We start from the raw sequence: 969 nt of genomic DNA, 5'->3' as shown, positions 1-969 counted from the left end.
ATAGAGCTGTGCCGGTTTTTTCATCTCCAGGGCTTGATGGGGCCGCTCATAGTTGTACTCATGGATAAAGTCTTCAAACTTATCTTGCTGTTGCAAAAGTGTTTTGGCAGGGGGTTTAGTCGTCGCTTGCTTGAGCGTTAAATGCATGCGTTCATGCCGACCATTTTGCTGAGGATTGCCGGGCTTAATGTGCTCAATACCAATGCCTAAACGAAGCCACCACACCGATAGACTACTTAAACCATAGAGCGCATTAGCGCAGGCAAACGGCACACCGTTGTCTGAGCGGATGGAGCCTGGCAGCCCATACTCTTTGAAGAGTTGCTCAAAGACCGTAAAAGCCTGCGCTTCGCGAGTACTCTCTAGGCCTTCACAGCAAATGAGGAAGCGAGAGGCATAGTCCGTCACGGTTAAGGGGTAACAGTACTGCTTATTACCCAGCATAAACTCCCCTTTGTAGTCCACGCACCATAGAGCATTCGGTTCTTTGAGATCCGATAAGTTGGTCCCCGTGAGCTTGGGGTGGTGGCGTCTGCGTTTCTTTTTGACTAAGCCATGGCGATCGAGAACGGCATGCACCGTGCTTTTGGCGGGCAATGCTAACTCCGGGTAGTGGGTGTGCAATCTGTCGCGCAATTTAGGAGCGCCCCAGGTCGGGAACTCCTTTTTGAGGTTCACGATCAGTTGCTCGACCTGGAAGGGCAGCCGATTGGCTTGCCTAAAGGGCCTTCTTGATCGATCCGTAAAGGCTTCTAAACCACTGTCTTTATAGCGATCAATGATTTTATGGCCAGTGACTCTGGAGATTCCAAACTCCTGGCAAAGGGTAGCAATCTTCTCGCCATCAAGGTAACGAGATACAAACTTGAGCTTTTCATCCATCTTCGTACTTTCATTCCACGGCATAGTAAGGTCCCTCCTATGCCAAAAACTGTAAAGTATGTGTCCGGTATAAAGTGTTAACTATGT

1 protein-coding gene is annotated in these 969 nt (G+C 49.2%); it reads right to left on the bottom strand.

Features of this window, described 5'->3' with window-relative positions; all coding sequences use genetic code 11:
• On the bottom strand, window positions 1-906 hold a 906-nt coding region (locus ICN46_RS11880), incomplete at its 3' end, for an IS481 family transposase (RefSeq protein WP_216209134.1).
• Window positions 907-969: the final 63 nt, after the last annotated feature.

It is taken from the genome of Polynucleobacter sp. Latsch14-2 (assembly GCF_018881925.1).
In the GTDB taxonomy this organism is placed as follows: Bacteria; Pseudomonadota; Gammaproteobacteria; order Burkholderiales; family Burkholderiaceae; genus Polynucleobacter.
This window is presented reverse-complemented; position numbering and strand designations above follow the sequence as displayed.